Origin of the sequence: Frondihabitans sp. 4ASC-45, from assembly GCF_049472575.1 — a bacterium.
Lineage (GTDB): Bacteria > Actinomycetota > Actinomycetes > Actinomycetales > Microbacteriaceae > Frondihabitans.
In genome coordinates this window covers 48,195-73,027 of the sequence record NZ_JBCEBN010000002.1, presented here as the reverse complement: position 1 = coordinate 73,027, position 24,833 = coordinate 48,195, and the positions used below count along the sequence as shown (strand labels likewise).

The following is a 24,833-nucleotide window of genomic DNA, read 5'->3' as shown; positions in this document are numbered from 1 at the left end:
CTCTCCGGTCCACCCTGCAAGGAGTCGAAGTGAAGAACGCACCCCTCACCACGAAGACGCGAGGAGTCATCGCCGCCCTGGCCGTGATCCCGCTGCTCGCCCTCGCCGCCTGCTCGTCGTCCGGCGGCTCGAACACGGCCAACCCGGCCCCGACCGACGGGGTGCTGACCGTCGGCCTCCTCGGCGACATCGGCCAGCCGCCGGACCCCGACATCTACTACGCCAACAACGGCCTCGCCATCGTGCTCAACACGTACGAAGGGCTCGTGCAGTACCAGAACAACGTCGACACCGTGAAGATCGCGCCGCGCCTGGCGACCAAGTGGACGGTGAACAAGGCCAACACGGTCTACACGTTCACGCTCCGCTCGGGTGTGACGTTCCACGACGGCACGAAGTTCACCTCCGAGGCGGTCAAGGCGTCGTTCGACCGGCGCAACACCGTCAAGGGCGGTGCCGCCTACATGACCGCGGGCATCAAGAGCGTCGCCACCCCCGACGACCTCACCGCCGTTGTCACCCTGAAGAAGGCGAACTCCGCCTTTCTCGACTACCTCGCGTCGCCGTTCGGCCCGAAGATGGAGTCGCCCACGGGCCTTGAGAAGAACGCAGGATCCGACAACGCCCAGACGTACCTGCAGACCCACGACCTCGGAACGGGACCGTACGAGCTGACCAGCGCCAAGACGGGCACCAAATACGAGCTCACGCAGTACGACGGCTACTGGGGCACCAAGTCGCCGTTCACCAAGGTCGATCTGCCGGTGTACAGCGACGCCTCGGCACTCCAGCTCGCCTTCGACTCCGGCGACGTGTCGGCGATCGTCGCGGCGCTCCCGTCGTCGAGCCTCACCAAATACGACGGCAACGACAAGTTCAACAGCGACTTCCTGCCGACCCTCCAGTCGGCCCTGCTGACGGTGAACCCGTCGAAGGAGTTCTTCGCGAACAAGGAGGCCCGCACCGCGTTCATGCAGTCGATCAACCAGAAGCAGCTGGTCAAGGAGGTGCTCGGCGCGCGCTCCTCGGTCGCGACCACCCTCTACGCCAAGGGCATGATCGCCGACGGTTCCGACAAGCAGAACATCAGCTACGACCCGACCGTCTTCGCCGCCTACGCCAAGACCCTCCCGGCCGGCACCGCGATGACTGTCGGCTACGCCTCCGACAACACCAACGCCCAGGCGATGGCGAACATCGTCACCGCCAACCTGCAGAACGACGGCATCAAGGCGACCGCGCAGGGGTACCCCACCTCGCAGGTCTTCGGCTGGGCCGCCGACCCGACGAAGGGCCCCGACGCCTTCATCGACGGCAACAACGGCCCCGACGGCGGCAGCCCGTACATGTGGGGCCACGTCTTCTGGGACAAGACCGGAGGAATCAACTACTTCCTCTGCGACAGCCCCTCGACCGACGCCGACCTGAACGAGGCCGTCGCGACCGGCGACACCTCGCTCTACGCCAAGGCCGCTCAGACGTACTCCGCGACCGGCTGCTACATGAACCTCTCCTACAACAAGGACTGGGTCGTGTCGCAGAAATGGCTCACCGGAGTCGCAGAGGCTCATAACATCGGTGCCAACGAGCTCGACTTCTCGAAGCTCGGAATCGCGAAGTAGGTCGGCCACCGGCCCCGGGGTGCATCGTGCACCCCGGGGCCCTCACCCGCGAGGAGCGGACGTGACAGAACCATCTGACGCAGGATCCGCGACCACCGTCGACCGACCCGCGTCGCTCTCGCGACAGGCGTACTCGGCCATCCGCGAGGGCATCATCCGCGGTGAGTACCCCCAGGGTTCGCGGCTCGCCGAGGCGCGCATCGCCGCTGAGCTCGAGATGTCGCGGGTGCCCCTCCGCGAGGCGGTACCGCAGCTCGAGCAGGAGGGCTTCGTCCGCACCTTCCCCCGGCGCGGCGCGGTCGTGACCGTGTGGGACGAGAAAGCGGTCAACGACCTCTTCGACCTCCGGCTCTACCTCGAGGTCGGTGCAGCGCGATTCGCCGCCCGCGAGGTCTCGCGCGGCGGCGACTCCGGGCCCCTCGACGAAGCCCTCCACTACTCGCAGAACGTCGTGCACTCGGGCGACGCCTACCGTGTCGCCGAGGCCAGCACCTGGTACCACGAGGCGATCGTCGACCTGTCGGGCAACGACCTGATGAAGCAGGTGATGCGCTCCGTCACCGGCCGGGTGCTCTGGCTGTTCTACCTGACCTCGCAGCTCGACGTCGATGAGGCGTTCGACGACCACGTGGCGCTCGCCGAGGCGATCCGCTCTGGCAACGAGCGCGTCGCCGAGTCGATCGCCTACACGCACATCGAGCGCGACCGGATCCCGTCCTTCACGGCGTTGCGGGCGGCGGGTGCGCGCTGAGGCTTGCTCTCGGCTGTCGCCGCCGCCTCGGGCGGCGAGACTCCAGTCGTTGCGGGTGTGGTCGACGGGCACCCGCATCTACTGGAGTCTCGCAGGGCTGCCGGCGTCAGTGTGTGGGGTCGGTGCCCTGGAAGACCGTGGGGTAGTTGCTCAGAGTGCCCCAGCGTGATGACGGCCAGGTGATGACGATGGCTCGTCCGACGACGTCGGAGATCGGTACGAACGGTTGCGACACGTCTTTCTGCGTGAAGTGTGCGGCGGAGTCGTCGGAGTTGTAGCGGTTATCACCGAGCACCCACAGGTCACCCTTCGGAACGGTCACCGTGTAGGTGAACCTGTCGGCGCGCTGGCCGGCCGTGACGTTGATGTAGGGCTCCTTGAGGGGCACGCCGTTGACCTCGAGCTGGCCGAAGTCGTTGCAGCACGCGACTTTGTCTCCGGGCAGGCCGATGACTCGTTTGACGAGGTGGTTGTCGCTGTCCTTCGTGCCGAGGCCCACAGCGGTGAGACCTGTCTGGATGGCCCCGATGACCGGGCTCGTGGAATCAGATTTCGGCGTCGTGTCGCTTGCTCCGAGCCATCCGCCCGGGTCCGAGAAGACGATGACGTCCCCACGCTGGAGGGGAGTCGCCTTGGGCACGAGTTCGTTGACGATGATGCGGTCGTTGACCTGAAGCGTGTTCGTCATCGAGGGCGATGGGATGTAGAACGAGCGGACCAAATAGGTCTTGATCAGGAACGAGATCAGAAGCGCCGCCAGCAAGACGATCAGGATGTCACGGACGAACCGTGCGGTGCTGTGGCGATTCTTGCGGGGTCGCCGAGCCGGGCCCGAGTTGACGACGTCCGTGGCAGATTCCCCCATGACCCTGATCGTAAGGGAAGCACGACGCAACCTCGGTCGGTCAGGTCACATGCAGGGCTCGATGGGGCCTTCGCGTTCGGCCTTCGCCAGGATCGTCCTGTAGACGCCACGAAGTATCAAGAAACCGAGTGCGAAGGCCATCTCAGGTCGCGAGAAAGGTCTCTATGGCAGCGATGGTGGTCTCGTTATCACGGTGCAGAATGGCGCGGATGCCGCAGTCCTCTGCCCCGCGCACCGGCTCCTCGTGGTCGTCGATGAAGAGCACCTGCTCGGCCGATGCGCCCATTCGGCGGAGCGCGGTGAGATACGCGCCCGAATCGGGCTTCGCGATCCCCTGCTCGTGGCTGTAGCAGATGGGGTCGAACAGCGAGGCGAAGCCGAAACGTCGCTCCTCTTCTTCTCGGGCACCATCGCCGGAGTTCGACAGGATGGCGAGGCCAGCGCGATCCCTCAGCGATCTCGCATGATCGAGCAGCTCGACGTTTGCCTTACCGCAGTAGGCATCCCAGAACTCGGAATGCATTGTCGCAATAGTTGCACTATCGGCACCCAGGGCGGCTCCGAGCTTGCGCCAGTACTCGTCTGCGACACCACTTCGTAGAGCCATGTCGGGGAGCTCGGCGGCGTGGAGGCGAGCTCGCAACTCAGTGACAGTCAGTTCGTGGCGGGCGCTCCAACGCTCATGCAGCGAGAGGGGCCAGTCGTCGTCGTCAACTATTTCGAGGACACCGCCGATGTCGTAGAGAATCCACTTCATCAGCGGAGGCTATCGCGGGTGCGCGCGAGGCGACGGCACGCGTGCATCAGATGCGTCGCCGGTGCGAGGCTTTATCTTGCCCGGATCGTAATTGGGGCGATTGGGGTCGCATAACCGCTGGTGGGGAATGAGATCGTGATGGAGCCGTCGGAATGGCACTCGGACGTGAAGGAGCCGCTGGCCGCCGGCTTGGTCCCCAACGGGGGCCTGTACTCAGAATCCGGAACTCGAAGCAGGACGATCCCGAATCTCACAGAGAGGGCCCCTCTCGCACGAAGAAACGTGTTCGTCTCGCGGGCGGTGATTCCAGGCCTTCCGTGGCAGGAAGCAGCTACTTCCGTGTAGGTGGCTCGGTGGCCGATGTAGCCGATAACGACCGTGGCGCCGGAGACGACGGCCATGACAATTCCCACGAGAGCCAAAGCGCGGCGAACGGTCACAGTAGGTGCGGTGGTGAGCCAGATTAATACGCGTGCAGCCGCGGCGAACTGAGCGATCACGAGCGAGGAGACCCCAAATAAAATTCCAGCCTGCTGCGCCACGAAAGTAGATATCGACGTGAGCGAACGTGCCAAGGCACACCAGTACGACCGTTACGCAGCTGAGCGTCAAGGCAGCAGCTGAGAGCAGCCGGCCAGATCTGGCCAGAACCCGCGAACGTCCATCCCCCATGTCCCCAAGCTACGGATGGACATCGGAGCTGTCGTCGCCCGCGAGACGCATTCGAGGCAACTCGGGGATGACAGTCGATGCCGGGCGCAGGTGCGCGGACGTCGGCTGAGGGCTGCCGAGTGCGCAGAAGTGGCCGCCAGCGTGGTGTTCGGGGGCCGTTTTCGCGCAATAGATGCCGAGCGCGCCGGTTGCCGGACGCCGAGTGGCGCCAAATGCCCGGGCTGGGCCGTCCGCGGAGGCAAATGGCGACACTCGATGGAGCAACCTACGGCCCACGCCGCTCGATCCCGCATTAAGGCAACAGGTGTAGCGTAAAGGCGGCTCCCCACAAGAGAGTCGGACTCGCCGCACCACACCGCTCCGAGCCCTTCATCGTCGAAGCAGGAGAAACACAGCCATGCCCAGCAGCACCCGATTCACCGACCGCGTCGTCCTCATCACCGGAGGCGGATCCGGCCTCGGCCGCGCCACCGCCCTCCGTCTCGCGTCCGAGGGAGCGAAGCTCGCCCTCGTTGACATCTCGCAGAAGGGCCTCGACGAGTCGGAGGCCGCCGTCCTCGAGGCGACGCCCGAGGCCGAGATTCTCACCACCCTCGCCGACGTCTCGAAGGAGGTCGATGTCGACGCCTATGTCAAAGCGACACTCGAGCGCTTCGGCCGCATCGACGGCTTCTTCAACAACGCCGGCATCGAGGGTCGCCAGAACCTCACCGAGAACTTCACCGCCGACGAGTTCGACAAGGTCGTCGCCATCAACCTCCGCGGCGTGTTCCTCGGCCTCGAGAAGGTGCTGAAGATCATGCGCGAACAAGGATCCGGCATGGTCGTCAACACGGCCAGCGTCGGGGGCATCACCGGCATCGGCAACCAGTCGGGCTACGCCGCAGCAAAGCACGGCGTCGTCGGCCTCACCCGCAACTCCGCCATCGAGTACGGCCAGTTCGGCATCCGCATCAACGCGATCGCCCCCGGCGCCATCTGGACCCCGATGGTCGAGAACTCGATGAAGCAGCTCAACGCCGACGACCCCCGCAAAGCTGCCGAGGAGTTCATTCAGATCAACCCGACGAAGCGCTACGGCGAGGCGAACGAGATCGCGTCAGTCGTCGCGTTCCTCCTGTCGGACGACGCTTCGTACGTGAACGCGACGGTGCTGCCGATCGACGGCGGCCAGTCGATCAAGTACTGACAGCCCCGCCCCGCCCAACCCCGCCCCGGGTGCCGAGTGCCGCTAAATGCGTGAGCCAGGCTCTGCGCAACGGCATTCGGCGTCACTCGGTGTACGGCGCGGGGAGCGGACGCGGCGCGACCAGCGGGTCAGCGGGTGGCGACGGCGAAGCCTCCGGCCGGGAGGTAGATGCTGCGCTCGCCCGTGAGGGTCTGCTTCAGGCGGCCCGTGTCGTCGTAGGTGCGCACCGTGGATCCTCGGCTGCCGATCGTCGCGCGCTGGGGGAGCAGCGACGTCGACTGGACGAGCTCCGACCGGGCATCACCTGTGCCCGAGAGCACGACGCGTGAGACCAGCGGTCGCACGAGCAAGGCGTCGACGGTCGTCGTGCCGCTCAGGGCACGCACCGACACCGAGGTCGCCGATCCGCGCAGCGGCAGCAGCAGCGAGGCGGGCAGAAGAGCACCCGGCACCGGGGTGACTCCCTGCGCACCGACCGTGGCACGGGTCACGCCGAGCGGTGTCCGCTTCGTCGAGCCCGTCCACAGCGCCACCGGAGCAGACCCCGTCGGCATCGCGATGACCGGATCGATGTGTCGTGCACCACCCGAGGCCGCGGCGGGCACGGCGAACGTCGCCGTCTCACCGCGATCGAGCGCGAGCTCGGAGCCGCCGCTGAGCTGCGACTCGCCGTTGGAGGCCGAGGTCGGGGTGACGACGGTTCCGGTGGTGGCGGTCGCCTTCTCCGCCTCGACGACACTGAGTCCGTCACGCGAGACGACGGTCGAAGCCGACTGCGCCAAGGCCGACACGCGAGGGTGCGCATCGAGCGCGATCATCGACAGAAGGCCGTGGATGGTCGATTCGGCTCCCGATCCGGTGTTGACCGAGCCGGTCGGCTGAACGCCATCGAACGTGACGCCCGTGGCGGGGTCGTAGGTCGGCTTGCCCGAGGTGTTGTTGCCGAAGTACCAGCTCGCCATGAGGCCGGCGAGCTGCTCGATGCCGGGGCTGTGCGCCGCATCCGCAGTGGCGAGGAGCGACTGGAGTCGCGAGTCGGCCCCGTAGGCGATCTGCGTCGTATCGGTCGGCGCCGGCGAGAAGCCGTTGATCGGACCGGTCGAGGTCAGCAGCGTCGACGAGAACGCCACCGAGTCGGTGACGGCGGGCTTCAGCAGCGACGGCTTCTTCAGCACGACCGAGGCCTCGGCGAGAGCGGCCGGCATCTGTGACGCCCACGAGTGGAACTGCGAACGCGACTTCGTCTCGGGCAGGATCGCCCCGTACGGCCACTTCTGCACGGCGACGGCGGCGGAACGAGAGGATCCCATCGCGGCGATCCCCTCGGAGAGCTCTGAGAGTGCCGAGCGGGCCGGGCGATCGTGGGGTGCTGCCTTCGAGTAGGCGGCGAGCCCCAGCACAGCTTCGGCCGAGGCACCGGCGCTGCCGACGATGAGCCAGCTCGGCACGCGAGTACCGTCGGCCACTCCGTACTTGCCGTAGGAGGCCAGTGTCGCGCGCTCGAGCGCCCTCACTCCGAGCTGCAGGCGGTCCTGCAAGAACGAGGCGAACGCCGGGTCGGTCGACTTGAACGCCGCGTAGCCCTCGCCGTAGGCCCAGAGCGTGCGTGCCAGCCAGTAGCTGTTGCCGCTGTCGGAGGGGTTCGGGAGTTCGACGGGCACCGGGCTCGGGTTGAGCGTGCCGTCGGGCTGCATCCACAGCACCACGTTGCCGGCGTCCGGCCCCGAGGTCGTCTGGAAGTACGCCGTCGACCTCAGCAGCTCGTACGCCTTCTCACGGCTCGACGCCGAGCCGGTCTGCTTCCAGTCGCGCAGGTAGACGACGGCCGCGCGTGACACGTCGTCGGAGTCGTACGACCCCTGACCCCAGTGCCCGGTCGCCGGGTCGAGCGGCCCGCCGCCGACCCGCTCGAACGTGTTGCCGGGCCGTGCATCGGCGTACACCCACGGCATGGTGAGCGTCGGCTGCGAGTCGAGGGCGTAGGTGGTGTGGCCCGCCGTCGCCGGGGGAGTCGTCTGATCGAGCAAGTAGTCGAGGTGCGCGAGATTGGTGAGGCGAGCCGTCGGGGTGCTCGCGGCAGGACGAGGATCCGGGGCGCTCGCGATCGCGGGGGAGGCGGCGGTGAGCCCGGCCCCGGCGGCGAGGGCGACCGTGCCGATCGCTGCGAGGGCCCGGATCCTGAAGGTCGTGCGCGACGCGGTCACGAGGCGACCCGTTCGAGGAGTGCGACGCCGATTTTGGAGTCGCCCATTCCGTAAAAGACGAAGTGCCTGCCGTCGATCTCTTCGATCGCGGTGGGGAACACGACGTTCGGCACAATGCCGCCGGTCTCGTCGGCGGTGGCGGGAGCGAGCAGCGGCTCGGTGCTGCGCGAGAGGACGACCGAAGGATCCGCGGCGTCGAGAATCATCCCGCCTGCCGCGTAGTTCACGTTCTTCTGCTGCGCGAAGGCGCTGTCGATCGTGCCGGTGACGCCGTGGTGCAGGAGCAGCCAGCCCTCGGGCACCCGGAGGGGTGCGGGGCCGCCGCCGATCTTGAGCTCCTCGAACGGAAACTCGGGGCCGGCGAGGAACCGGTGCTGACCCCAGCGGGTGAGGTTCGTGATGTCGCGGGCCACGTCGTCGACCGAGACGTAGCTGATCCAGATGCTCTGGCGGGTGTCGGTGGTGCCACGGGGCACGCGGATGCCCTCGCCCGGGGCGGTCTCGCCGATGTCCCACATCGGCCGGTGCAGCACGGCCAACGAGCGGACGCCGTCGGGGGCGGTGACCGGCTCGGGGAAGAACACGGTGTCTTTGTTGTGGAACAGACCGAGGTCCATGTCGAGGGTGTCGTCGTAGTCGAAGGTGACCGGGCCGAGTCGGCGCCACTCGCGGAGGTCGCTCGACACGGCGACGGCGGTGCGGGGTCCGAGGGGGCCGTAGGCGACGTAGGTCATCACGTCGAGGTCGAGCTCCGGGATCCTCGTCACTCGGGGGTCTTCGACGCCCGCGTGCGTGGCACCGCGCTCCCACCCGCGGTCGGGTTCGAGCACAATGCCGTCGCGTTCGACAGCGACGGGCACGCCGTCTTCGATGACGACCTTGGCCAGGCCGACCCGTGAGACGTTGCCCTCGGCGACCATGCGCGGGAGGAGGTGGAGGGCGCCGTCGGGCGTGCGGCCCGAGCCGGGGTTCAGGACGCCCTCGACTTCGAGGGCGTTGCCGGGCTCGGGCGTCATCACGACGCCCTGGCGGGAAAGACGGTAGGGGAATGCATCGGTCATGGGGTTCTCCAGGTGGGTGGGATTCGAGGGTCGGAAGCGGGCCGGTCAGCCCTTGACGCTCGAGCCCACGTCGGTCGAGATGAAGTAGCGCTGGAACACGATGAACAGCACGACGACGGGTGCGGCGAGCACCACGGCGCCGGCGAGCGTCGCGCCGAACGGGTTGGACGCGGTGGCGGCCACGTTCGAGATGTAGTTGGCGAGCGAGACGGCAAGTGGCTGCATGCTGGCCTGCTTCGTGATGAGGAAGGGCCAGAGGAACTCGTTCCACGGGCCGATAAAGGTCAGCAGTGCCGCGGTCACGAGAGCCGGGCGCACCAGGGGGAGCGCGATTCGCCAGAGGAGCACGAACTCGTTCGCCCCGTCGATCCGCGCGGCCTCGAACAGCTCTTTGGGAAGCTGCAGGAAGTACTGGCGGAAGATGATCACGGCCGTCGAGTTGATCGCGAACGGGAGGATCATGCCCAGATAGTTGTCTCCGAGCCCATACGTGCGGGTGATGAGCACGTAGAGCGGGATGATCAGCAACTGGAACGGGACGACCTGCACGAGCAGGGCGAGAGCGAAGGTGACGCCTCGGCCCCGCCACTGCAGCACGGCGAGCGAGTAGCCGACGAGCACCCCGAAGATCAGCGTGCAGACCAGCACCCCGGCCGTGAAGATGCCCGAGTTGAGCAGCCCCGAGAAGAGGTTGATCCGATCGTTGATCGCGGAGTAGTTCGCCCCGGTGATGTTGCTCGGATGCGGGAAGGCGCCGCCGAGACTGGCATCCTGCTTCGTCTGCAGCGACCCGATGATCATGTAGTAGAAGGGGAACAGGAAGACGAGGGCGCCGAGGGCGAGCACTGCGCTCCGCAGGGTGGCTTGGAACTTCGACATCAGTCTTTTCCTCCCGCGAATCGGTTCTGGAGCAGGGCGATCACGAGTACCAGCACGACCAGCACGACGCCGATGGCACTCGCCTCGTCGGGGTGACCCTGCTCGATGCCCTTCTGGTACATGAGCAGTACCGGCGACGTCGACGCGCCGTTCGGCCCGCCGCCGTTGGTCAGGAGGTACGGCTCGGTGAACAGGTTCGCGCCGGTGACCGTCGAGACCAGCAGCACCAGGACGGTCGCGGGGCGCACCCCGGGAACGGTGACGGAGAAGAACTTGCGGATGGCTCCCGCTCCGTCGGTCGACGCCGCCTCGTACAGCTCGTTCGGCACGTTCTGCAGGGCTGCCAGGTACAGCAGGATGTAGAAGCCCATCTGCTTCCAGGTGACGAACAGTGCGATCGACGGCATGGCCCAGTGCGAGTTGATCAGCCACGACGGACTGGGCGCCAACGGGCCGAGGATCTGATTGACGAGGCCCGAGCCGTTGAACAGGAACAGCCAGACCGCGACGACCGCGACGCTCGCCGTCAGGTAGGGGATGTAGTAGGCCACCCGGTAGAACGCCTTGAGGTGGGTGACCTTGTTGAGCCCCGACGCCAGCACGATGCTGAGCACGACCGTGAGCGGCACGTTGATGATCAGGAAGATGCCGACGTTGCCGAACGACCGGATTACATCGGGATCGGTGAAGGCGTCGACGAAGTTCGCCAACCCCACGAAGGGGCGGTCGACGACCGCTCCCGGTGCCGTGAAGAAGTAGTCGTGAAACGCGATGTAGACCGCGTACACCAGGGGGTAGGCGAAGACGACGAGCACGAACACGAGGTACGGCGCACTGAAGAGGAGGCCGAGCGGGTGCTTGCCCAGCAGCTTCTGACGAACACCGGCCGGCCCCTGACGCTTAGCGAGCGTCGGGGGCGGTGTCTCAGCGCCGCCGGTGGTGGTCACCGGGTCACCGTCACTTCTCGGCGGCGAGCTGATCGATCTTCGTCGCGGCGTCGTCGAGCGAGGTCTTGACGTCGCCCTTGCCGAAGATGACCGAATCGCTCCACGCGTCGCGGAATGCCTGCATCTCGGCAACGGTGTTGGGGCCGGACGGCACCTCGACGGTGCGGCTGGCCTGGTCGCCGAAGAGCTTGTACGACGGGTTCTTCGAGAAGTAGTCCGCGTACGTCGTGGCGAGATCGGTGCGCATCGGCATCTGGCCGGTGGTTTCGAGGAACTTCTGGTCGTTGGCGGTGCTCGTCGAGAACTTCAGGAAGTCCCACGCCGTGCCCTGGTTCTGGCAGGCGGTGAACATGCCGACGTTCTTCGCGTCGCTGAACGTGTAGGTCTTGTCGGCGGCGGTGCCGTTCTTCGTCGGCACGGGCACGGAACCCCAGTTGACGTCTTTGTAGACCGAGACGGCCCAGGGCCCGACGATCGCCATGGCGGCCTTGCCGTCCGCGAAGGCGTCGCCCTGGTACTTCTCCTGACCGGCGAGCTTGTCGGCGTAGAGGGTGCGCCAGAAGTTCGCGGCGTCGTAGCCGGCCTGGTCGTTGAAGGTCGACTTGCCGTCCTTCACGAGCTGCGTACCGCCCGACTCCGCCGCGTAGAGCGGGTAGAAGTCGAACGACATCTGGAAGAACTCGCTCGTCGGTGCCGGCAGGATCGCGTTCGGGGCGACGCCCTTGTCGACGAGCGTCTTCGCCGTCGCCGTGAAGTCGGCGTAGGTCGAGAGCTTCGGGTTATCGGCGTCGAGGCCGGCCTTCTTGAACAGGTCTTTGTTGTAGAAGATCATCACGGGGTTCGACTTCCAGGGGAACTGGTAGTACTCGCCGCCGGCGTCCTTGTACTGGTCCGCCTGGGATCCTGAGCGCGCTTCGATGTACTTCGCGCCGTCGGAGAACTTCGACAGGTCGACCATGCCGCCCTGCTTCACCCACTGGCCGACGGCCGAGGGGGCGGTGTTGTAGACCAGGCAGGGCGAGTTGCCAGCGGTGATGGAGGCGCCGATGACCTCTTCGGAGGTCTTGCCGGCGGGGATCTCCTGGCCGGTGACCTTCTCGTCGGGGTGGTCTTTGTTCCACGCCGCCACGGTCGCCTTGCCCCAGGCGACCTCCTGCTCGTTATTCGAGTACCAGATCTTGATGGGGCCCTTGGCGGTGAGTGATCCGCTGCTGCTTCCGCCGCCGCTGCACGCGGTCAGGCCGATCATTGCTGCTGCGACTACGGCGGCGCCGATGAACTTTGTGCGTCGTTGCACGATGTCTCCTCCAGTGGTGACCAGGCGGGCGTCTTCGCTCGCCGACCGAAAGCCGAAACGTTTCGGTAGAGGTGACGGTAGCACAGCTTCGACCGTGAGGGCCGGTCAGGTGTGAGCGGGAGCCGGACCGGTAGAGCCGCGGGGGAGGAGCCGGGCGGGCGTGATGTCGACATCGTCGACGCGCTCACCGGCGATGGCGGCGAGCAGCATCCTGGCCGCCTCGACGCCGAGTAGACGCGGTGTCGTGGCGATCGTGGTGAGCGACGGGCGGATGTACGAACCCAGCGCGATGCCGTCAAAACCGGCGACCGAGATGTCGTCGGGGGCGCGGACTCCGAGCTCGTCGGCCCGGGCCAAGAACCCGATGGCCGAGAGGTCGTTCGAGCACATCACGGCCGTCGGCCTCTCGTCCGGAGCGCGGTCGGTGAGGAGACGCGATGCCGCGGCCACACCGCCCTCATACGTGAAATCACCCTCGACGACTTGACCGGGTGCAAGGCCGTGCGCCGCCACGGCCTCGCCCCAGGCCCTCAGGCGCTGACCGGCGTGGATGAACTCGGTCGGCCCGGTCACGAGGGCGAGCCGGCGGTGGCCATGCGAGACCAGATGGTCGACGAGCTCGCGGATGCCCTCGACGTGGCTCTGACGGACCGCGGGCAGGGGAAAATCGGGTTCGGCATTGACGCCGACAGCGGGCAGGCCGAGTTCTTCGACCAGGGGGATCCGCGGATCCTCGACTCCCAATTCCGACAAGAAGACGCCGTCGACCCGGCGATTCGCGGCCAGACTTCGATACCGCTCGAGAGTCTCGATCTTTTCGGAGCCCATCTGCAGGATGAGCGCGTAGTTCTGCGCGTCGAGCACCGTCTCGATGCCGCCGATGAAACTGCCGAAGAACGGGTCGGACTCGAGCACGGACGGATCGCGGTGCACGACCAGGCCGACCGAGAACGCGCGCTTCGACGACAGGCTGCGGCCCCGGAGCGACGGCACGAAACCGAGCTCGTGAGCCGCCTCGACGATGCGCTTGCGGGTGGCCTCTGAGACGCCGGGTCGGTCGTTGAGTGCGCTCGAGACCGAGCTGATAGCCACGCCGGCTCGGGCCGCGACGTCGACGATGGTCACTCGGTTGTTCACGGGGTCGACCCTAGCGGGCATGTTGTTGCAGGCGAGTGTCGCCGAATGCTTGCACCGGCCGCTGACCGGCTGCATTTGGCGGCACTCGACGGTGGGGCGCGGGTGGGTAGCGCGGGTGGGCGGTGCCGAGTGCCGTCGAATGCTCGCGGCGGCCGCTTACCGACTGCATTTGGCGGCACTCGATGGCGGGGATGCGGCGGTGGCCCGGCGAGGATCCGGGGGCCCATTTGCGCACTCTCGCCGAGTGCCGCCAAATGTCGTGGGTGGCCGGCCGCCGGCTGCATTCGGCGGCACTCGCGTGACGGGCCGGAATCCAGCCCGGCTCAGCGCGGGTGCTGGTGCCCCGGCAGGTGGGCGCGCTCGCCGTCGTGGTCGAAGATCGTCAGGATCTCGACCGGCCCTTCGTGCGCGTGAATCGAGTGCGGGGTCATCGTCGAGAACTCGGCCGCCTGCCCCTCGCGCACGAGGATCGTCCGCTCGCCGAGCGTCAGCCGCACGGTGCCGCTCAGCACGGCGAACCACTCGTAGCCGGGGTGGACGCCCGGGCCACCCTCGTCGCGTTCGGCCGTGATGCGCATCTTGGCGATCGTCACCCCGCGTCGGTCGCGCTCGCGCGAGAGCAGCCAGACGGTGGAGCCCGGTCGCATCTCGGGCTCGGGGCGGATGACGACGTCGTCATCTCCCTCGGGTTCGACGAGCTGGTCGAGCGTGGTGCCGAGCGCCTGCGCGATCGGCACGAGCTGGTCGAGCGCGATGCGCCGGTGACCGGTCTCGATGCGACTGAGGGTCGAGGCCGAGAGGTAGCACCGAGCTGCGAGCGTGTCGAGGGTCCAGCCCCGGGCCACCCGCAGGCTGCGAATGCGTTGCCGGACGACCTCGTCGATTGCGTCTTGCGTCATACGCAAGAGTCTATGTCTTATAGGCACGAGTCGCCTAGCGTGGTGCCTATGAACGACATACAGAACACACGAACGGCCGCAGCTCAGGATCCGGCCGACGTCGAGATGGCCGACGCGGCCCTTCCCTTCGACGTCGTCGTCATCGGCGGTGGCGCTGCCGGCCTCGCCGCGGCCATCGCCCTCGGCCGATCGCGCCGCCGAGTGGTGGTCGTCGACGCCGGCGAGCCGCGTAATGCTCCCGCAGAGGGGGCCCACAACGTGCTCGGGCAGGAGGGTGTGTCGCCCCGCGAACTGCTCGCCCGCGGCCGTGCCGAAGCGAAGTCGTACGGCGTCTCGATCGTCGACGGGTTCGTCACGGCCGCATCCGGCGACGTCGACGATTTCACCGTCGAGATCGACGGGGGAGCGTCGTCGGTGCGCGCTCGCCGCGTGATCCTCGCGACCGGTCTCGTCGACGAGCTGCCCGACGTGCCCGGGGTTGCCGAGGCGTGGGGGCGCACCGTGCTGCACTGCCCGTTCTGCCACGGCTGGGAGGTGCGCGACCACCGCATCGCCGTGCTCGGCCGCAACGAAAACGCCCTGCACCAGGTGATTCTGTTCCGCCAGCTCAGCGACGACGTCACCCTCTTCCTCCATGAGGCGCCCGAACCGACCGACGAGCAGTGGGAGCAGCTCGCGGCCCTCGGAGTCCGGGTCGTCGTGCCTCGGGTCGAGCGACTCGTGGTCGACGGCACGCAGGTGCGGTCCGTCGAGGTCGAGGGCGGCCGGTCGTTTCCGATCGACGCGGTCGTCGTCGCGCCGCGGTTCGTGGCCCGGACCGAGCTCTTCGAAGCCCTCGGCGGCGCCGCGACACCGACCCCGTTCGGCGCGCAGATCGCAGCCGACCCTCGCGGCATGACGGCGCTGCCCGGGGTCTGGGCCACCGGCAACGTGAGCGACGCGATGGCGATGGTTGCGGCCTCGGCGGCCTCCGGCGTGATGGTGGGTGCCGCGGTGCACGGCGATCTCGCGCTGGCCGATCTCGCGCGGGCTGTCGCGGAGCGGCAGGAGCCCTTCTCGGCCGCTCAGGAGGCCGCGAACTGCGAGAAGATCCTCGGCGATCGTCGGCATGGGTTGTGACGGGCTAGCCGTCGTCGGTGGCAGGCTGGCCGCATGGGGAAGAAACGTGGGGCACTGGTCGTCGGGGTAATCGCTGCGGGAGCGCTGATGCTGGGCGGGTGTTCGGGAACGGGGGGCCAAGGATCCTCGGCTCCGTCGTCGTCACCCACCGTCTCGGCCGAACCTCCCAGCCCTACCCCGACCCCGACCCCCACGCCGAGTGCGACGCCGACCACGCCCGCCGTCACCCAGCCCGTGGCGAAGACCGTGAAGGCCGGCGTCGTGGCGTCCGGTGTGACGGCGACTGCTTCCGGCACCGGCCCGATGAACGTGAGCTACGAGCGCAAAGGTGAATTCGCCGTCGTGGTCGCGCTCAACTGCTCCGCCTGCAGGGGCGTTGCGACGGTGACCGCAGCGGGGCGGATGTCGCCGTTCGGTCGGGCTGCAGCGCCGTTGCGCGGATCCTTTTTGATGGACGTCTTCAAAAACGACCCCGTCAAGCAGACCTTCATCGTCGACGCGCAGGGAAGCTGGACGGTGACGCTGCAGAGCTGGAACGATCTGCCGACGGTGTCCGGAGCACAATCGGGGACGGGGCCGGCGGTGCTGTTCTTCTCGGACGACGTCTCGAGGCTGAAGGTCGATTTCAGGCCGGCCAAGGCGGGCGAGTCGTTCTCCGGCCGAGCCTTCACGACCTCCGACAAGCCGTTGCTGTTTGGCGAAAGCGGGGCGTTCTCGAAGGCGTTCGAGGTCGACCTGCCGGGCGTCCTGGCGATTCAGACGAACGGCACATGGACGGTGACGCCGGTGTCGTGAGTGCCGGGCTTGGCGCTAAGGCGCGGGCTTGGCGCTGAGGTGGGGCGGGTCGCGCTGGAGACAGTCCCGCCCTGGCGACGTTTTGCGCCGCGTCGAATTTGATCGCGCGCAAAACGCTTCGACGACGGGCCCTTCCCCCGGCACCAAGCGGCAACCCCCGCCGCTTCTCAATGGCGCTCATGACGAGGACCAAGAGTGCTGAAATGCCTCGGACGCGTCGCCCGTGCTTGAGCTGATGCTGAACGCGGTGAGTGGCCTCCGCCCAGCGACGGTCTTCATCGTCGGGCTGGGAAGTGACGTCAGATGGCGAGCTCACCGAGCAGTCTTTCGTGGGGGCTGTACGCCTGCGCCGACACCCTCGGCCGCCTCGAAAGCGGCTAGGGCCTTATGGGCCTGTTTCCTGGTCACCGCACCCGCCAACATCGAAAAGATGCCGAGCATGCCCAAGATCAGCGGGAAACCGGACAGGCCTGCGAAGGCCAACTCGAGGCAGCAGACCACCGTCATGGCGGCGCCGAACACGAGGGAATAGAGGCCCGACAGGCGTTGGCGGTCGATAGCCATACGTCGTTGAATCAGGCTGGGCACGCCCGCAAGCTATCTTGCGGGTGAGCTCCAGCGCAAGGGGTAGCCGGTCCGCTACTACCCGACGAAGTGGTTAGACAGGCTCCGCGTGAACGATACGAATCAGTAGTCTCGGGCCATGACCGACGCGACCGCATTCGCAGAGATGCAACAGGCGTTCGATGCTGCCGCCGGCTGGTTCGAGCAGACGGTGGACGCCATTGACGTCCGCGCTGATCAGTGGCACGTTTCGGCGCTCGGGGAGTGGACTGTGCGCGATCTCGTCGGCCACACATCGCGCGCTCTCCTGACGGTGGAGCAGTATCTCCGGCCGGGCCCATCGACGTCGACGGCATCGACGAACGACTACTACCGGGCTGTCCGAGAGTCGCGAGCTGATCCGGAAGCAGTGGCCGAGCGGGGTCGACAGTCTGCGGCGGATCTGGGCGATGATGCCGCCGGTGCCGTCCAGGAGGTGGCAGCACGGGTGAGGCTTCTCATCGCTCACCAGTCGGCGGACGCTCGGGTCGTCACGCCGGTCGGGGAATGGACTCTTGCCGCCTACCTTCCGACACGGGTCTTCGAGCTGGCGGTTCACACCGCTGACCTCCTCCGAGCCACTGGCCTCGAGGATGGCCGCGGTGCTCCGCCCACGGTGAATCGCGTGGCGCTGCGAGTGCTGAGCGACCTGCTCGCGGAGGCGAGTGACGACGACGCGGGGATGCTGCTGGCGTCGTTGACCGGACGGGGATCCTTGTCGCCTGTATTTTCGGTTCTTTGACTGATGAGCGCGGATTCTTCGCCGTTCAGGGGGTGGGGGTCGTGACCGAGTTGATGTCATCGGCCAACCCCTGGTCGAAGGGGATAGCCGGGGCCGTAGCGGTGCTAGCAGTTTGTCGGCCGACGACGGTATGGCCGTCAGATTTGTAGACGTCCACGGTCGCGGGCTGCTCAGCTTCCACGGTCTCCTTCCAGAAGACGTAGCCCCATTGGCCGTTATCTGCCCTGGCGCGAACGAGATCGGGGTGGCCCTTGTAGTTCTCCACACCGAAGGTCTGGCCATTCGAATTGACGCCCCAGTTGGAGGTGGTGGATGTGGCGTAGTGGAAGACCGCGCGCCACTTGGCCTGCGGCGAGGCGTCCACGCTGAGGATCGTCGTGCCATTCGCCGGCAGCTCGGCGTCTGAGATTCGCATGTGGTCTCCGGGATCGGCGATCCCGCAGCTGACCCCCGACTGAGTTCCGCCCAGGGTGTCAAACATGACCTTGCCGGTGGTACTGAGACAGGTGATGTCAACGATGACGGCATTCGCGAGGGGAGGGGCCTGACCGATGTCGACGAGAGCCGGTCCCGTGCGCGTGACGGTCGTCGTTGCGCCCAGGTCGTCGGTGACGGTCGATCCCGGGGTATTCGCGGCGACCAGTGCGGCGGCGCTGGTCGTAATGGCGATGGCCGCGACGCCGATGAGGGAGGCGGTGACGCGGGCGCGGCGTTGCCGGCGCTGGAGCCCGCTGCCCCTGGTGCCGATGGCGGTGAGTTCGGCGCGGATCGCGGCGGACGTGGCGGGCTGCATGTCGGTGATCATCAGAACGTGCCTTCCGGTGCGGTGCGAATCGAGGGGTTGAGGTCGTGCAGGTCGGCGCGGAGTCGCTTGCGGGCGCGGTGGAGTCGTACGCGTGCTGCGGGTGGTTTCAGACCAAGGGCCTGGGCTGCCTGCCAGACGGGCATATCTTCGAAAGTGGTCAGCACGAGAAGCGCGGCGTCCGTGGGTGAGAGTTCTTGAAGAGCGGCGTGGAGCCTCTGGCGAATCTCGATCTCTTCCGCGTCGATTGCTCGAGCGGGTTCGTCGCTGCGGGGCAGCTTGCTGAGAAGAGACCGGTATCGGCCCGCGGCACGGCGGTTGTTGCGAGCGAGGTTGACCGTCGTCACCATCAACCACGGCAGAACGGACCCCGACACGAGCGCGACGGTCTTCCGCTTGCGCCACAGCTCATAGAAGGCAGCCGCTGTGATGTCTTCGGCGTCGTGCGGATCGGTGACCAGGCTCAGTGCGCGGCGGTAGACACGCGGCCGGTGCCTATCGAACAGCCCGGCGAAGCCGGCGCCATCATTGCGCTGGGCCAAAGCCCAGAGGGGGCCGTCGTCGTTATCGTGCTGTTCGTCCTTCACACTAGGGAGTGTCCGGCTGGCGCTGTCGCGTTACAAACTGACGGGCTCGACCCAAGCTGATGTCCGGAGTACACACACGCATCGCTTCACCATGAAAAGAGAGGTCGCTCCACGGCGATGATTCTCGCAGGTGAACTGGCGCCCCTCCGCAAAGTGACGTGCTTCGGCCAATCCGACGTGGCGCGCCGCGTCTTTTCGGCCGAATCGCGTCACCTTTCGCACCGCACCGCACCGCAACGTGACACGTGACACCCCCAACCGTGACATCGGTCATGCCGCCTCGTGACATCGCGGCACTTCTCCGGGCACCGCGCCTCCGCTGAGATGGGAGAACACCCCAGCGGACTTCCGAGCCGCCCCCTGCCCGAGATGAGAACACCATGCGGAAACCCCTCAAGATCACCCTGCTGACGATCGGCGTCGTCATCGCGCTGCCGGTCTTGCTGCTCACCACGACCTCCATCGTGAACGCGGTGGCGACGAAATCCGAGCTGGCCGCCATCACTCCCTACGGCCAGCTCGTGTCGGTCGACGGCAAGAAGATGAACGTGGTCGTCAGCGGCACGGGAGCAGAGACGATCGTTCTGCTGCCGGGTCTCGGGACCGCCGCCCCGGGTCTCGACTTTCAGCCGCTCATCTCGCAACTCGACGACAAGTACCGCGTGGTCGCCGTCGAGCCATTCGGCACGGGGCTCAGCGACCAGACCGACGTGCCCCGCACGGCGAAGAACATCGCCCGGGAGGTGCACGAGGCACTGCACGAACTCGGCGTCGACCGGTACGTGCTCATGGGCCATTCGATCGCGGGAATCTACGCCCTCGAATACAGCAAGTTGTACGCGAGTGAGCTCATCGCGTTCGTCGGAATCGATAGCAGCGTGCCCGATCAGCCCGGCGCGAGCGACCCCGTCCCGACCGCCGGGCTCGTGGAACTCCGCAACCTGGGCATCCTGCGCGCCGTCACCGCGATCTCCGGTGATCCCTTCGCCGGGATGCCCTACGACGAGCTCACGAAAACCCAGATGCGGTTCTTGACCACGAAGAACTCGACCGCGCCCACGCTGCTCGACGAGATGAATCGCACCCCTGCCAACTTCGCGTCCGTCAGCGGCACGACCTTCCCCGCTGACCTTCCCGTACTGCTGTTCGTGGTGAAGGACGACGCGGGCTGGGTCAGCCTGCACGAGCGCCAGGCAGCGAGCGTCGACCACGGCGAGGTCGTCACCGTCACCGGCAACCACTACCTTCACCACACGCAATCCGCACGGCTAGCGAGTGACACGTCGGCATTCCTCGACGCCCTCCCGGTACGCTGAACACGATGACGGAGGCCAGGGCAAGCCCGCCCCGACCCGCCCAAGATCTGTGGCGAATGCGCGGTTCGACAGCGGCCACGCTCTGGGTGCTCGTTCTGATCGGCGCCTACCTCCAGATCGTGCTCGGTGTCGACGGCACACCGGGGCTCCGGACGACCGTGCTCCTCGTCGCCACGAGCGCGTCTGTGATTTTGGCTCTCGTCGTCGTTCCGCTTCTGCTGCGACCTCTCACGGGGGCATCGGTGAGAAACCCGATGGTCGTCGCCCTGCTCGCCGTGAGCGGCGTGACATGGGGGTTGGCAGTCATACCTCCCTTCGCCGGATGGGGGTGGGGCTTTCTCTTCGCGCTAGCCGGGGGAATGCTCAGCTGCCTCGTGCCTCGCTGGTGGAGCGCCGTCGTGTTGAGCGCGGTCCTCTTTGTGCTCGCTCTCGGCGGCCTGTCGGCAGCGGCCTCATCATCGCGCTCAGTCGAGGGGCCGACCGCACCCGGTGACGGATTCACCCTGGTCCTCGTCGGGACGCTAGCCTTGACGACTGTCCTGCCACTGAGCAGCGTCTGGGTTCTTCGGGTGGTCCTGCGCCTCGAGGAGGCCCGGCAGACCGCTTCGGACCTCGCCGTCGCAACCGAGAGACTTCGGTTCGCCACCGATCTGCACGATATTCAGGGTCACCACCTGCAGGTGATCGCTTTGAAGGCGGAGCTCGCCGAACGCCGTCTTCGTTCCGACCACCCCGCGCTCGCGGAGCAGGAACTCGCTGACATCCGCTCGATCGCCAAGGCCGCGCTCGACGACACGCGGGCCGTGGTGAACGACTACCGCACCGTGACGGTGGCCGTCGAAGCCAGGAACGCGGCTGCCGTTCTCCGCTCGGCCGGCATCGACTGTGAGGCACGCATCGAGGTGCCCGGTCTTCCCGCGGAGGTCGGAGCGGTCATGGCCGTCGCCATTCGCGAGGCCACGACCAACATCCTCCGTCACAGCCGCGCGACGCAGGCCTCCCTCGACCTGGCCCAGTCCGAAGTCGGCCCGTACGAGCTGACGGTGTCGAATAACGGGGCGGGCGCCCTGCGGTCGGGAGGAACGGGTCTGGTGGGAATCACCGAGCGTGTAACGGTCTGGGGCGGAACGGTGGAGACCCGGCGGCGTGGCGATGTCTTCACCCTCGTCGTCCGAATCCCCACAGACCCCAAGAGACAAGGATCCGAGGACGGCGCATGATTCGAATTGTCATCGCCGACGATGAAGAGCTCATCCGCGGAGCCCTCGTCGCGCTCCTGTCACTCGAGACCGACATCGAGGTGGTCGCGGATGTCAGTGACGGTCGTCAGGCCGTCGATGCGGCCTTGGCCCACCGCCCCGATGTCGCTCTGCTCGACCTGGAGATGCCGCACCTCGATGGAATCGACGCCGCTCGAGAACTCCGAACGCTGATGGCGTGTCAGACCATCATCGTCACTCGACATGCCCGACCCGGCACGCTCAAGCGTGCCCTGGCCGCGCAGGTCAGCGGCTTCGTGCCGAAATCGACCCCGGCGTCTCAGCTCGCCACCATCATCCGATCGGTTGCGTCCGGTGAGAGATACATCGATGTTCAGCTCGCGACAGCGGCGCTCACTGAGACGGAGAGCCCGCTGACCGACCGAGAGGCCGATGTGCTCCGCCTCACCCGGGCGGGCCTTCCCACGAAGGAGATCGCCCGAGCGCTCCACCTCGCCCACGGGACGGTTCGAAACCATCTGTCGTCGGCGATGTCCAAGCTGCATTCGTCGTCGCGGGTCACCGCGGCAGAACTGGCCCACGACAACGGCTGGATCTGACCGGGGGATTCGGCACGGGAGGGCTGCCGGCGTCGATGACCGGACGGGGATCCTTGGTGGCTTAGGCGCCGCGACGACGGCAAACTGACGCGGTTCGGCCATTCCGACGTCGCGCGCCGCGTCACTTCGGCCGATCCGCGTCACTTCGTGCCTGCAGACGGTACCTTGGCTCGCGGCGAGGTCATGCGCTCAAGTACGAGCGCGCCATGTACCAAGATGACGTCTATTTGGTACCTCACTGTTCACGACCGAGTCCTTCGAAATGTACAGGTAACGCAGTCGGGGGGAACGGGCCGGTCGGCGCGGGCCGCTTGTCGATAACCTCCGAGTATCGGAACATGATCGGGAAGCATCGGCAATGACGCCTTCATCGACTCCTCCCCACTCGCTGCCTGACGTGGCGTGGGGATGGCGGCTGCTGCGGCCAGCGCTCTATCTGCGCCTGTGGCGTTTCCGGCGACTCGTGTCCGGCGGGTTCTATCTGCCAGATGATCCAGACGAGCAGACTCACGACGGTGACAGGATCCTTTTCGTCGGAAGCCTGGAAGCCGCGCGTTTCGGCGTCGTCGACGAGCAGCTGTCGACGCTGTCTCAGGTGGCGAGAGACCTCGAGAGGCGGCGCGACCGTCGGTGTGACTGGCTTTTTCCGCGGACCACGATTCGTCGGCCCCGTGACGGGTTCACCGAGGACTTCCGGAGCCACGGCGATATCGATGCCGCGGTGGTCGCGATCGGGTACTCCGACGTCCTCCTCATGACAACCGCGCGGTCGTGGTCGAGAGAGCTCCGTCGTCTACTGGAGGGAATCAGGGAGGGGTCGGGTACGTCATGCCCGATCGTCCTCGCCGGATTGCCGCCCATGGACAGGTTTCGGCAGACGCCTCGAATCGGCAGGAAGCGAATCAGGCAGCAGGTCATCCGTCTTAATCGAGCGTCGGAGGAGCTCGCGATGTCGATGCCCGAGTGCTTCTACGTGCCGTTTCCCGAAGTCACCGGCGCCGCGACTCAGGTCGGACCCGAAGAATTCTCCTGGGCGAACGTGCACCGCCTCTGGAGTTCCGAGCTCACCACGGCGGTTGTGGAAGGGTTCGACGCGCGAAACCTCTGAGCCGGAGTACTGGACGGGCTCGGGCCGTGACGTCGGCCTTGCCTTCGTACCATCGCACCTGGGGTCGCGGGGGTCAGAGGAGGGCGAACGCCGACACGAATGCGGCGGTTCCGGCGACGGAGAGAGCGACCGCGAGACCACGGTCGCGTCGGCGGCTGAGTCGGCGCGCCAGCAGCCAAGCAAGAACACCCAGGCCGATCGCGATGCTGATCACCCAGTAGAGCCACCCCGTCGTATCGGCCACTCGCAGGAGGCCGGAGACGCCGTCGCCGATCATGACGGTTGCGAAGATGCCGCCACCGAAGGCCCGAAGGGCACCCGCGGGGGAACGCCACCAGTAGCCGGCCAGCCCGACGACCGGCCCGGCGAGAGTTGCCACGGTGAAGTAGAAGTCGCCGGGGCCGTAGGAGTCGGGAAAGCCGCGGAGTGTCGATACGACCGCGTAGCCCTGAAGAAGCGCATGGAAGACGACAAGCCCGAGCCCGGCGGCGACCCACCAGCGACGTGCACTGCTCCAGCGGGTGCAGACGACGGTTACGACGAACGCCAGGAGAGTCCAGCCGCTGTTCGAGTTGGCGAACGAGCTGACGCCGTCCGGCAGATACTGCTGGCCGAATGATGTCGCCCCGCCGAGCAGAAGACCGGCCGCCGCTCCGACCAGCCACCAGGCGAGCGTGTATCCGATGGATCGTCCCATGCGTCCACACTCGCAGAGGCGACCCGAGAGGTCGTCGCCCCAGCGGACGACACGTGGTGGGCGGGGATACACCTCAGGGTGGAACAGAGTCGGGCGACCGGCTCGCGACTAGCTGTCTCGCAACCGGCTGACTCGCAACCGGCTGACTCGCTACCGGCTGACTCGCTACGGCCCGCCGAGCCAGTGGTCGATGCGGTGATGGTCGGGTGTGAAGCCGTGCCCGACGCCCCAGAGCACCGCCTGGGTGCGACTCTCGGCGCCGATCTTTCGGTACACCGAGCGGATGTACGACTTGACCGTGTTCGGGCTGAGGTAGGTCAGCGTCGCGACCTCGGCATTGCTCTTGCCCTGGGTGATCAGGGCCAGGATCTCGGATTCACGGTCGGTGATGCCCTCGCGGCGCCCCGGCCAGTCGAGCCCTGCCGCGCTCGGCGCCCGTCGACCGGGTTCGCTCACGACGATCTCGCCGCGTGCCACAGCCTCGAGGGCCTCGACGAGCTCGCGCGCGGGCAGGGTCTTCGACAGGTATCCGTGCACGCCCTGACCGAGAGCCGTCTCGACCAGCTCGGGTTGGAAGTTCCAGGTATAGACGACGACATGACGGGCCTGCGGGTTGGCGACGAGCCCGGCGATCTCGTGGTGGTCGGACTCCGGTTGGGCGAATGAGTCGTACAGCACGATGTCGATCGAGTCGTGCAGTACGGCGTTCGCGTCGATCTCGGACACGAGGATCCGATCGCGGTACGAATCGAACATGTGCGCCAGCCCCATCAGTACGACGTCGTAGTCGTCGACCAGCGTCACGGTGAGGGGCCGGGTCGTCGCGCCTGTCGTCGCGTTCGTCGTCGTGGTCATGGATTCAGCATCCCACCCCCAGGGGTGTGACGGCACACCCCCCGGGGTGGTTGAGTCGACCTATCGCTGAAACTGGCGTTCCCATCCGCACCACCACCACCGCACGCCCC

24 protein-coding genes are annotated in these 24,833 nt (G+C 66.9%); 10 read left to right on the top strand and 14 right to left on the bottom strand.

Going from position 1 to position 24,833, the window contains the following annotated elements; translation table 11 throughout:
• Window positions 1–29 precede the first annotated feature (29 nt).
• Complete coding sequence (locus VH571_RS04000; RefSeq protein WP_423263451.1) at window positions 30–1,622, top strand: ABC transporter substrate-binding protein; 1,593 nt, start codon at window positions 30–32, stop codon at window positions 1,620–1,622.
• A gap of 61 nt (window positions 1,623–1,683) precedes the next feature.
• Window positions 1,684–2,373: a GntR family transcriptional regulator gene (locus VH571_RS03995; RefSeq protein WP_055959297.1), complete on the top strand. Its 690-nt coding sequence runs from the start codon at window positions 1,684–1,686 to the stop codon at window positions 2,371–2,373.
• A gap of 106 nt (window positions 2,374–2,479) precedes the next feature.
• On the opposite strand, the gene lepB is transcribed toward VH571_RS03995, so the two are convergent.
• On the bottom strand, window positions 2,480–3,238 hold the full coding sequence (gene lepB, locus VH571_RS03990) for a signal peptidase I (RefSeq protein ID WP_423263450.1): 759 nt from the start codon (window positions 3,236–3,238) through the stop codon (window positions 2,480–2,482).
• 142 nt (window positions 3,239–3,380) lie between these two features.
• Window positions 3,381–3,995 carry an HAD family hydrolase gene (locus VH571_RS03985; RefSeq protein WP_423263449.1) on the bottom strand — a complete coding sequence of 205 codons (615 nt, stop codon included), beginning with the start codon at window positions 3,993–3,995 and terminating at the stop codon, window positions 3,381–3,383.
• Between the two features lie 1,069 nt (window positions 3,996–5,064).
• On the opposite strand from VH571_RS03985, the gene VH571_RS03980 reads away from it, so the two are divergent.
• Window positions 5,065–5,856 (top strand): glucose 1-dehydrogenase, encoded by a 792-nt coding sequence (locus VH571_RS03980; protein ID WP_423263447.1) that lies wholly within the window; start codon window positions 5,065–5,067, stop codon window positions 5,854–5,856.
• A 128-nt stretch (window positions 5,857–5,984) separates the two neighbouring features.
• Here VH571_RS03980 and VH571_RS03975 read toward each other — a convergent pair whose 3' ends face one another.
• The 7 genes from VH571_RS03975 to VH571_RS03945 all read right to left on the bottom strand — a co-directional run bounded on the left by VH571_RS03975 (window position 5,985) and on the right by VH571_RS03945 (window position 14,280).
• Window positions 5,985–8,060: a hypothetical protein gene (locus VH571_RS03975; RefSeq protein ID WP_423263445.1), complete on the bottom strand. Its 2,076-nt coding sequence runs from the start codon at window positions 8,058–8,060 to the stop codon at window positions 5,985–5,987.
• Window positions 8,057–9,121, bottom strand: a complete 1,065-nt coding sequence (locus VH571_RS03970; protein ID WP_423263444.1) for a glycosidase — start codon at window positions 9,119–9,121, stop codon at window positions 8,057–8,059. The genes VH571_RS03975 and VH571_RS03970 overlap by 4 nt, the downstream gene beginning before the upstream one ends.
• Before the next feature lie 45 nt (window positions 9,122–9,166).
• Window positions 9,167–10,000: a carbohydrate ABC transporter permease gene (locus VH571_RS03965; RefSeq protein WP_055959272.1), complete on the bottom strand. Its 834-nt coding sequence runs from the start codon at window positions 9,998–10,000 to the stop codon at window positions 9,167–9,169.
• A complete protein-coding gene (locus tag VH571_RS03960; protein ID WP_423263443.1) occupies window positions 10,000–10,947 on the bottom strand; it encodes a carbohydrate ABC transporter permease in 948 nt (315 codons plus the stop codon). Before VH571_RS03960 ends, VH571_RS03965 begins: the two co-directional genes overlap by 1 nt.
• Window positions 10,948–10,957: 10 nt before the next feature.
• On the bottom strand, window positions 10,958–12,244 hold the full coding sequence (locus tag VH571_RS03955) for an extracellular solute-binding protein (protein WP_423263442.1): 1,287 nt from the start codon (window positions 12,242–12,244) through the stop codon (window positions 10,958–10,960).
• A gap of 105 nt (window positions 12,245–12,349) precedes the next feature.
• Entirely contained in the window at window positions 12,350–13,381 is a 1,032-nt protein-coding gene (locus VH571_RS03950; protein ID WP_423263440.1) for a LacI family DNA-binding transcriptional regulator, read from the bottom strand.
• A gap of 323 nt (window positions 13,382–13,704) precedes the next feature.
• Entirely contained in the window at window positions 13,705–14,280 is a 576-nt protein-coding gene (locus VH571_RS03945) for a helix-turn-helix domain-containing protein (RefSeq protein ID WP_423263439.1), read from the bottom strand.
• Window positions 14,281–14,328: 48 nt separating this feature from the next.
• On the opposite strand from VH571_RS03945, the gene VH571_RS03940 reads away from it, so the two are divergent.
• Together VH571_RS03940 and VH571_RS03935 are read left to right on the top strand one after the other, a co-directional pair.
• Complete coding sequence (locus VH571_RS03940; RefSeq protein ID WP_423263438.1) at window positions 14,329–15,399, top strand: NAD(P)/FAD-dependent oxidoreductase; 1,071 nt, start codon at window positions 14,329–14,331, stop codon at window positions 15,397–15,399.
• A 33-nt stretch (window positions 15,400–15,432) separates the two neighbouring features.
• Window positions 15,433–16,194 (top strand): hypothetical protein, encoded by a 762-nt coding sequence (locus VH571_RS03935; protein ID WP_423263437.1) that lies wholly within the window; start codon window positions 15,433–15,435, stop codon window positions 16,192–16,194.
• A 312-nt stretch (window positions 16,195–16,506) separates the two neighbouring features.
• Here VH571_RS03935 and VH571_RS03930 read toward each other — a convergent pair whose 3' ends face one another.
• Window positions 16,507–16,758, bottom strand: coding sequence for a hypothetical protein (locus VH571_RS03930; RefSeq protein WP_423263436.1), 252 nt, complete (start codon window positions 16,756–16,758; stop codon window positions 16,507–16,509).
• Between the two features lie 139 nt (window positions 16,759–16,897).
• Between VH571_RS03930 and VH571_RS03925 the strand changes: the two genes are divergently transcribed.
• Window positions 16,898–17,539 carry a maleylpyruvate isomerase N-terminal domain-containing protein gene (locus VH571_RS03925; RefSeq protein WP_423263434.1) on the top strand — a complete coding sequence of 214 codons (642 nt, stop codon included), beginning with the start codon at window positions 16,898–16,900 and terminating at the stop codon, window positions 17,537–17,539.
• Window positions 17,540–17,564: 25 nt separating this feature from the next.
• On the opposite strand, the gene VH571_RS03920 is transcribed toward VH571_RS03925, so the two are convergent.
• Window positions 17,565–18,344 (bottom strand): hypothetical protein, encoded by a 780-nt coding sequence (locus tag VH571_RS03920; protein WP_423263433.1) that lies wholly within the window; start codon window positions 18,342–18,344, stop codon window positions 17,565–17,567.
• On the bottom strand, window positions 18,344–18,928 hold the full coding sequence (locus tag VH571_RS03915) for an RNA polymerase sigma factor (protein ID WP_423263432.1): 585 nt from the start codon (window positions 18,926–18,928) through the stop codon (window positions 18,344–18,346). The genes VH571_RS03920 and VH571_RS03915 overlap by 1 nt, the downstream gene beginning before the upstream one ends.
• Window positions 18,929–19,308: 380 nt before the next feature.
• Between VH571_RS03915 and VH571_RS03910 the strand changes: the two genes are divergently transcribed.
• From VH571_RS03910 to VH571_RS03895, 4 genes are all read left to right on the top strand, one after another.
• Window positions 19,309–20,244: an alpha/beta fold hydrolase gene (locus VH571_RS03910; RefSeq protein WP_423263431.1), complete on the top strand. Its 936-nt coding sequence runs from the start codon at window positions 19,309–19,311 to the stop codon at window positions 20,242–20,244.
• A 56-nt stretch (window positions 20,245–20,300) separates the two neighbouring features.
• On the top strand, window positions 20,301–21,464 hold the full coding sequence (locus VH571_RS03905) for a sensor histidine kinase (RefSeq protein WP_423263430.1): 1,164 nt from the start codon (window positions 20,301–20,303) through the stop codon (window positions 21,462–21,464).
• On the top strand, window positions 21,461–22,063 hold the full coding sequence (locus tag VH571_RS03900) for a response regulator transcription factor (protein WP_423263429.1): 603 nt from the start codon (window positions 21,461–21,463) through the stop codon (window positions 22,061–22,063). The genes VH571_RS03905 and VH571_RS03900 overlap by 4 nt, the downstream gene beginning before the upstream one ends.
• Before the next feature lie 358 nt (window positions 22,064–22,421).
• Window positions 22,422–23,171, top strand: coding sequence for a hypothetical protein (locus VH571_RS03895; protein WP_423263427.1), 750 nt, complete (start codon window positions 22,422–22,424; stop codon window positions 23,169–23,171).
• 73 nt (window positions 23,172–23,244) lie between these two features.
• Here the strand turns inward: VH571_RS03895 and VH571_RS03890 are convergent, their stop codons facing one another.
• Window positions 23,245–23,868: a DUF6518 family protein gene (locus tag VH571_RS03890; RefSeq protein WP_423263426.1), complete on the bottom strand. Its 624-nt coding sequence runs from the start codon at window positions 23,866–23,868 to the stop codon at window positions 23,245–23,247.
• A gap of 165 nt (window positions 23,869–24,033) precedes the next feature.
• A complete protein-coding gene (locus VH571_RS03885; RefSeq protein WP_423263425.1) occupies window positions 24,034–24,723 on the bottom strand; it encodes a DNA-binding response regulator in 690 nt (229 codons plus the stop codon).
• Window positions 24,724–24,833 lie beyond the last annotated feature (110 nt).

Bases quoted from the DNA above. Each gene is read 5' to 3' on its own strand.
- lepB (WP_423263450.1), bottom strand. From the start codon at position 3,238: ATGGGGGAATCTGCCACGGACGTCGTCAACTCGGGCCCGGCTCGGCGA.
- VH571_RS03985 (WP_423263449.1), bottom strand. From the start codon at position 3,995: ATGAAGTGGATTCTCTACGACATCGGCGGTGTCCTCGAAATAGTTGAC.
- VH571_RS03980 (WP_423263447.1), top strand. From the start codon at position 5,065: ATGCCCAGCAGCACCCGATTCACCGACCGCGTCGTCCTCATCACCGGA.
- VH571_RS03970 (WP_423263444.1), bottom strand. From the start codon at position 9,121: ATGACCGATGCATTCCCCTACCGTCTTTCCCGCCAGGGCGTCGTGATG.
- VH571_RS03965 (WP_055959272.1), bottom strand. From the start codon at position 10,000: ATGTCGAAGTTCCAAGCCACCCTGCGGAGCGCAGTGCTCGCCCTCGGC.
- VH571_RS03945 (WP_423263439.1), bottom strand. From the start codon at position 14,280: ATGACGCAAGACGCAATCGACGAGGTCGTCCGGCAACGCATTCGCAGC.
- VH571_RS03940 (WP_423263438.1), top strand. From the start codon at position 14,329: ATGAACGACATACAGAACACACGAACGGCCGCAGCTCAGGATCCGGCC.
- VH571_RS03935 (WP_423263437.1), top strand. From the start codon at position 15,433: ATGGGGAAGAAACGTGGGGCACTGGTCGTCGGGGTAATCGCTGCGGGA.
- VH571_RS03930 (WP_423263436.1), bottom strand. From the start codon at position 16,758: ATGGCTATCGACCGCCAACGCCTGTCGGGCCTCTATTCCCTCGTGTTC.
- VH571_RS03925 (WP_423263434.1), top strand. From the start codon at position 16,898: ATGACCGACGCGACCGCATTCGCAGAGATGCAACAGGCGTTCGATGCT.
- VH571_RS03920 (WP_423263433.1), bottom strand. From the start codon at position 18,344: ATGATCACCGACATGCAGCCCGCCACGTCCGCCGCGATCCGCGCCGAA.
- VH571_RS03910 (WP_423263431.1), top strand. From the start codon at position 19,309: ATGCGGAAACCCCTCAAGATCACCCTGCTGACGATCGGCGTCGTCATC.
- VH571_RS03905 (WP_423263430.1), top strand. From the start codon at position 20,301: ATGCGCGGTTCGACAGCGGCCACGCTCTGGGTGCTCGTTCTGATCGGC.
- VH571_RS03900 (WP_423263429.1), top strand. From the start codon at position 21,461: ATGATTCGAATTGTCATCGCCGACGATGAAGAGCTCATCCGCGGAGCC.
- VH571_RS03895 (WP_423263427.1), top strand. From the start codon at position 22,422: ATGACGCCTTCATCGACTCCTCCCCACTCGCTGCCTGACGTGGCGTGG.
- VH571_RS03890 (WP_423263426.1), bottom strand. From the start codon at position 23,868: ATGGGACGATCCATCGGATACACGCTCGCCTGGTGGCTGGTCGGAGCG.
- VH571_RS03885 (WP_423263425.1), bottom strand. From the start codon at position 24,723: ATGACCACGACGACGAACGCGACGACAGGCGCGACGACCCGGCCCCTC.